At 60.4% G+C, this 7,272-nt stretch carries 4 protein-coding genes; 3 read left to right on the plus strand and 1 reads right to left on the minus strand.

Going from position 1 to position 7,272, the window contains the following annotated elements:
• Positions 1-55 precede the first annotated feature (55 nt).
• Positions 56-2,290, minus strand: a complete 2,235-nt coding sequence (locus JNL55_RS15045; RefSeq protein ID WP_293854844.1) for a DUF349 domain-containing protein — start codon at positions 2,288-2,290, stop codon at positions 56-58.
• Between the two features lie 198 nt (positions 2,291-2,488).
• Here JNL55_RS15045 and JNL55_RS15050 point away from each other — a divergent pair, with 198 nt between their 5' ends.
• From JNL55_RS15050 to JNL55_RS15060, 3 genes are all read left to right on the plus strand, one after another.
• Positions 2,489-3,832 (plus strand): DUF1080 domain-containing protein, encoded by a 1,344-nt coding sequence (locus JNL55_RS15050; protein WP_293854848.1) that lies wholly within the window; start codon positions 2,489-2,491, stop codon positions 3,830-3,832.
• Positions 3,833-3,841: 9 nt separating this feature from the next.
• Complete coding sequence (locus JNL55_RS15055) at positions 3,842-4,990, plus strand: Gfo/Idh/MocA family protein (RefSeq protein ID WP_293854851.1); 1,149 nt, start codon at positions 3,842-3,844, stop codon at positions 4,988-4,990.
• Positions 4,991-5,239: 249 nt separating this feature from the next.
• On the plus strand, positions 5,240-7,272 hold a 2,033-nt coding region (locus JNL55_RS15060; RefSeq protein ID WP_293854854.1), incomplete at its 3' end, for a TonB-dependent receptor.

Here is a 7,272-nt window from a genome sequence, read left to right on the forward strand (position 1 = left end):
CAACTCGCTGCAGTGGCAAGTATTTTCGGCGCCGGCCCCAGGGCCAGTGAGGCATTTAGCGACGCTCCGCCCGCTTGCTACGACTGACCTTGAAACGTTCGAGCAACTGTAGATAGGTCGCTTCCTCGGTCGGCCCGACGGCCAGCCATTCGAGCGCCAACGCCTCGGGACCATCGTCGGCCTTCACGCCCTGCCCCATGCTCTTCATCAAACGTTGCACTTGATACTCGCGACGTAGCGTTTGATCGCTGGCGGGCGTCGGCGAGTCAGTGAGAATTTCGGCTCGAATACACAACGTTCGCAATGCCGACTCGTTAGCAACCAGGTCGCCGTCGCCCGCGTTCGCGAACGCCTTTTTCAAAACATCCAAGCCACGCTTGGGCCCAGTGGTCAACGACGCTTCAGCTGCTTGCTTCAGCGTATCTAGTTCCGCGGCGTCAGCCTGTCGCACCACAGCCAAGCGATAAGCGCGCACTTGATTGGCCGCGTCGAGCAGACCGAGCCAGCCCTGCTCAGCATCTCGAGCATGCTGTTCGCTCACAGCTCTTTGACAACGATCGAACGCTCGCTCGAACCGACTGTGCAACTGACGCGCATCGGCTCTCGGCAATTCTTCGATGGCTTCAAAAGTATCGCGCAGCTCAGGCAACTGCTTGGCACCTTCGAGCAACTCGCGATCCACCAAACCGGCGATCTGCTCCACCTGTTCGCACAGGCCTACGGCCTGAGCCTTACTGGCCTGCAGTGCTTCGTTGTGACTGGAGAACTCCTGCTGACGTTTCTGGAACAAAGCGTCGCACTGCTGCCGGAATGCTTCCCACAGCTTGTTGTCGTCCTCGCGCGGCACCGGCCCGACGGTTTTCCATGTCTCTTGCAGCCGCTTCACCTCATCGATGGCCTGGCGCGTATCCGAAGACTCGGACAACTTACGCGCACGCTCGATGAGCATCTTTTTCTCTTTCACATTGCTCGAGTACTCAGCATCGAGCCGAGTCTGCAGAGATCCGGTCAGCTCATTGAACTTACCCTGCAACTCTTTGGCTGCGTCGACGTCGACCGGCGAATGTTCCCGCCACAGCTGTTTGGCCTCGCGCAGCGCCGTGATTACCGTGCGCCACTCGGGCTGCTCCCAATTCTGTCGCGACTCGAATGCAGCCAGCCGATCGAACAACGCGCTGCGCTGTTGCAAGTTCTCTTGCTTGATCCGATCTTGGCCCGCAAAGAATTCGCGGCACGGTAGATAAGCCTGTTCCGCCGCCGTGTGGAAACGTTGCCAGTCCGCTTCGACATCTTCGCCAGCGCCCTTGCTCAAGGTTCGCCACTGTTCCTGCAGACTCTTGATCTCGCCGGCCAGCGCCGTTGGATGCATGGTCGCGCCCACCAATGCTTCCATCCGCTCGATCAGATCGGCGCGCTTGGGCGCAACCGAAAAGCTCTTCCAATCCTTGAGCTCTTGCAGCTTTTCATCGAGCTGATGCAATTGTTTGGTGAGCTGTGCCGGCAATGGCGGAGCAACAGCCAGTTTTTCTTCGATCGCTCGGCGCAAACCGGACGCGCTTTTGCTGCTGCCCGAAGCCAGCGCAGCTTGCGCCTTTCGCAATAGCCCGCCGATCTGGCGCAGCGCATGGGCTTCAGCTTCGTGCTTATCCGCTTTCGCCTTGCGCTCGTCTTCCCGAACTTGAGCGCGCTCGGCAGCAGCCGTCGCAGCGGTCTGCTCATCCTGTTCGCGCTGCTTCTGAGCGACAGCAGCTGCATTGGACGCAGCCAACTCACGCGCCGCTTCGGCAGCGATGTGACGCAAATGCTGGGCGATGACTTCGCGCGCACGGTCAATCGACTCTTGAGTTTTACGAACCACATCCGGCGCTGCATGCGCCGCTACCGCCTGCCACCGACTCTCAAACTGTTCCAACGTCGGTGTGAACAGCGGATCGAACGCCCGGTGGCTGTGCTTTTCCAGCGCAGCCGCCGCCGCCGCGATCTCCGCCTGTTGTTGTTCGAGCTCGCGCTCGTGTGCCAACAGGACGTCGCGCTTGCGAGTCAGAATCTTGTAGACGCTGTTGTCCTTGCCGCCGCGCGCGATCCGAATCAGCTCGCGAATTTGCTCGGGATCTTCGACAGCCTCGGCCGCTTGCTGCCGAATTTTGGTCGACGAGCCTTCGATGACCAACCGCGCCACGGCGGCGTGATCGTTACCGGCAAGGGCGGCCTGCAAGGCCTGCTCCTCCTGCGCGGCAAGCAAGGCAGGATCCGGCCCAGTGGGCGTCGACGCTTTGGACATAGGGGGCATAGGCATCTCCGGGGGTTGTTCCGGAGCCGAGGCAGAGGGCGCCTTACGAAAGCGCGAGAACAAAGACATCTAGCGATCCTGAAGTTCGGCGGAGACTGAATGAGCGCTGCGGGCGCTACTTTAGCGCATCCGGTTGGTTATGCTCGGTGTTCGGATCGCACTGGACGCCATTCTCCGCCACTTTCGAGGGACCCGACAATGAAGTTTGTCCTGACGTGGATCGCTTTGCTGCCACTACTAGCCCCGGCCGCGCACGCCGCCGAGGACACCGACTGGCAACCCCTGTTCGACGGCAAGTCGCTCACCGGCTGGCGCTTGGTGAACGGCTCAGCCAGTTACGAGGTCAGCGACGGTGCCATCGTCGGCACCACCCAGGCCGGCAGCCCCAACAGCTTTCTGGCCACCGATCGGACTTATGGCGATTTCGTGCTGGAATTCGAAGCCAAACAGAGCGTCGGCCCGACCAACAGCGGCGTGCAATTTCGTAGCCAGAGCAAGGCCGAGGTCATGGACGGGCGCGTGCACGGCCCGCAAATGGACCTCGATCCGTCCGAACGCCAATGGACCGGCGGCCTGTACGACGAGGCCATGAGCGGCTGGTGGTACCCCGGCACCCTCAATCCCCAACCCGGCCTTTACCAGTTCAATGAGTGGAACCGGATTCGAATCGAGGCCATCGGCCCCTCGATGCGCACTTGGGTGAACGGCCAACTGTCGGCGTATGTGCTGGATGCGACCTACCGACAAGGCTTCATCGCGCTTCAGGTGCACTCCATCGATAAGCCGGAGGATGCCGGCCGCAAAATTCATTGGCGCAATTTACGGATCAAAGAACATCCGGCCGCCTCGCCCGCCGCAGCGAGCATTTTCATCCGTAACACCCTGCCCAACGATTTGAGTGAAGCCGAGCGCAAACAAGGGTGGCAATTGTTATGGGATGGGAAATCCAGCGCCGGTTGGCGCAGCGCCAAGGGCGACGCCTTTCCAACCCGCGGCTGGAAAATGAAAGACGGCGAGCTGACGGTCACAGGCAGTGGCGGCGGCGACATCGTCACTGAACAAACGTTTGGCGCGTTCGAATTGCAGCTGGATTTCAAACTCACGCCCGGCGCCAACAGCGGCATCAAATATTACGTTGGCGATTACGCTGGTGGCGACGCGCTCGGCCTGGAGTATCAGTTACTCGACGATGATCGACACGCCGATGCCAAGCTGGGCACGGACGGTAATCGCACCCTGGCATCGCTGTATGACCTGCAACCCCGCGCCAAGTTGATGACCAATGTCGGCATCGCGCCCAAGGTTGGCGAGTGGCAACACGCTCGCATCGTCGCGCGAGCGGACGGCAGCGTCGAACATTGGCTCAACGGTGTGCAGGTGCTGAGCTTCACCCGCGGCTCGGAAGATTTTCGCCGTCGCGTCGCTGCCAGTAAGTTCAAAGCCGTGGGCGCCAAATTCGGCGAGCTGGAACGAGGCCGGCTGTTGTTGCAGGATCATGGCGACGAAGTTCGTTTCCGCAGCATCAAACTCCGCTCGCTTTAGGAACCTGCCATGAACAACTCGGATCGTCGTTCTTTCCTGCAGTCCGCCGGCCTCGCCGGAATGATGTCGGCTGTCGCCCCGGCCGCGTTGGCGCAAGGCTCAGCAGTTCATGAGAAAGCGCGCACCACCGCGCCGGCTAGCAAACATTCCATCCGCTTCGCTGTGATCGGCCTGGACCACGCGCACATCTACAGCATGACGGCAGCGGTACAACGTGGCGGCGGCCAGCTGGTGGCCGTCTATGGCACGGACCCGAAGCAAATCGCTGAATTTCTAGCCAAATTCGGCGACGTGAAGCTGGCTCGCAGCGACGCCGAAATCCTGGATGACAAATCGATTCAACTGATCGTGGGCGCATCGATTCCCGATCTGCGCGCACCGCTCGGCGTTAGAGCCATGCAAGCCGGCAAGGACTACCTGGCCGACAAGCCAGGCATCGTCAGCTTGGAACAGCTCGCTGAAGTCAGGCGCACCGTGGCTGCTACCGGCCGCAAGTTCGCTGTCATGTATTCAGAACGGCTTGAAGTGCGCTCGGCTGTCTACGCAGGCGAATTAGTTCGCAGCGGCGCCATCGGCCGCGTGATTCAAACCATCAATCTGGGCCCGCATCGAGTGAATGCGCCATCGCGGCCGGATTGGTTCTGGGACAAAGCGCGCTTCGGCGGGATTCTTACCGACATCGGCTCGCACCAAGCCGATCAATTTTTGTACTACACCAACAGCAATCAAGCGCGCGTAGTCGCTTCGCAAACCGGCAATCTCGCGCATCCCCAATATCCACGTTTCGAAGATTTCGGCGACATGACTCTGGTCGGCAATGGCGGCACCGGATATGTGCGCGTGGATTGGTATACGCCCGACGGCCTGAGCACCTGGGGTGACGGCCGCCTGTTCATTCTCGGTACCGAGGGATATATCGAGCTGCGCAAATACATCAATGTAGCCTCCGATCTGGCCGGCGGCGATCACCTGTATATCGTCGATAAGAAACAAGCGCGTTACATCGATTGCAAGGACGTGGCCCTGCCCTTCGGCCCGCAATTCGTCACCGACATCGTCGAGCGCACCCAAACCGCCCAAGACCAGCAACAAGCGCTGCTCGCGGCCGAGCTGGTACTGACCGCCCAAGCGCACGCCACCCGGCCGGTGCTGGGGTGAATGGTCGGAGTAATTGGTCAGGCCATGTTAGCGATCTCAATACAGCATTGACAGGCTCCTCGCGCTGATCTAACAATCTACTGGTCAGGCCACTTTCCGACGTTGAAGGCGGCCTGTCAGGGGGCAAATCCAAGACTTCGAAAATGTTGCGTTCACGCGGCACGGCTGCGCTCGTCCTCAACAAATTCAAGCATTTCCTCCCTGGTCGATTCGGCCCTACATCGTGGAGACGAGAACGGAGGAGCTGAAATGGAACGAGCCATTTGTTCGACCGGCGCCGGCGTGTTGTCGCTGTGCTTGGGAACGGTCGCGATAGCGCAGGACACCGTGCCTGCCACCGAGAAGCTCGAAGAGGTCGTCGTCACCGGATTCCGCGAAAGCATCGAGGTATCGCTCGAAGCCAAGCGCGATTCGGTCAACTTCACCGACTCGATCTCCGCCGAGGATGTCGGCAAGCTGCCGGACAACAACCTCGCCGAAGCCTTGCAACGCGTGCCGGGCGTACAGATCTCACGCACCAACGGCGAAGGTCAGCAAATATCTCTTCGCGGCATGGGTCCAAGCTTCGCGCGCGTCTTGCTCGACGGCATGCCGGTTTCGGCAGCGTCCGAAGGCAGCGTCGATCAACAGGCGCGCAATCGTGAGTTCGATTTCGACCTGTTGCCCTCGGAAATTTTCAGCACCTTGCAAGTTTCCAAGACGCCGCGCGCCGGTACCGTCGAAGGCGGCTTGTCCGGCACGGTGGATCTGCGCACGCCCCGCCCGTTCGACTACAGCGGTTTCATCGCGAGCTATCAGCTACAGGGCGCGTATCAATCCACTTCCGAAGAAGTCGATCCGCGCGGCAGCTTCCTGATCAGTAACAATTGGAACGACAAGTTCGGCGTGTTGCTGAGCGTGTCCATGTCACAACGAACCTTCCGGACCGACGGTTGGAGTTCGCAAGGCTGGACCTCGGGCCGCGTACCCGGCAATCCACCGCCACAAGGCTATTCCGGCGGTTTCGACTGGAATTTGCCCAGTGTACTGTCGACGCCGGCCAATCAACGCCCCGACTTCGTCAATGAGTCCGGACTCACCAACGCGCAACTGGCCCTCGCTCAAGTACCGCGGCTCGGCCGACCGGAAGTGCAAGTTGGCGATCGAGATCGCGTCGGCGGCACGCTGTCGTTGCAATGGGCGCCTACCGATAACCTGGCGTTCAATCTCGATGCCATTTACGCCAAGCTGGACTCGGACTTCGATCGTTACACCAACAATCTGCTGGTACGAAACACTACGCCAGGCACCGCTGGGGCCACCGGCTTCGGTTACATCACGCCGCAGAATTTCTCAGTCGACGCCAACAACACGCTGACTCACGGCACGTTGCTCAACGCCAAGTTCTGGTCCGAAAACCGATTGTTCCAACAAGAATCGGACTTCCGGCATCTGGGCTTGGGCGCGAAATGGCAGATTAGGGACAACATCGGGCTGGACGTGAAAGCGTCCAAGGCCGAGTCCGATTTCCGCTGGCGCATGACGACGTACTTGTTCCTGTCGCAGCCCGGCACGGTCGATATCGACGTCGGTGGCGGCATTCCGGTCATCACGCCGCGGCTCGATCTGGCCAATGTGAGCAACTGGCAGTTCGACACCGTTCGTGTGCAACCTCGCACTCGCGATGAGGAGAATGAAAACCTCGCGCTCGATCTCACGTTCGGCGATGAGGAACGAAACATTCGCGTTGGTGCACTGGCCAACACGTACTCGCGCGAACGGCTGGCGTACTCGTCATCGGTGGGCGTGACTCAAGGCACTGCCCTCACTCCGTTCGGTTACACGGGCGGCGCCAACCTCAACGAGTTCAACATCGCCAACTTCGCCAGAGTGGTGCCGGTGAACTACGGCGAGCACTTCGACAGCCGCGTCGGTTACAACCGCTGGATCGTCTCCGACTTGGGCGCGTTCAGCTCGCTGCTGAATCCGGACGCGCTGGATGCCGCCGCGAACCTGGATTTCCAGAACTCCGGCAGCTTCGAAGAAGACAATCGTTCAGCTTATGTCGAAGCGAACGCGGCCTTGCCGCTGTGGGGCCGCACGTTGCGAGTCAACGCCGGCGTGCGCTACGTCAAGACCGAACACGAGATGCAAGGCTTCATCCGCGTCCCGTCGACGCCACCCGCTGCGGGCAACTTGTTCGGTCTGCGCGCGGAAGATTACGGCCGCAACACCATCGACGGCGAATATTCCGAAACCTTGCCGTCGCTCAACTTGGCGTATGACCTGACTGACAGCGTGAT

Origin of the sequence: Steroidobacter sp., from assembly GCF_016790065.1 — a bacterium.
Taxonomy (GTDB): domain Bacteria; phylum Pseudomonadota; class Gammaproteobacteria; order Steroidobacterales; family Steroidobacteraceae; genus Steroidobacter.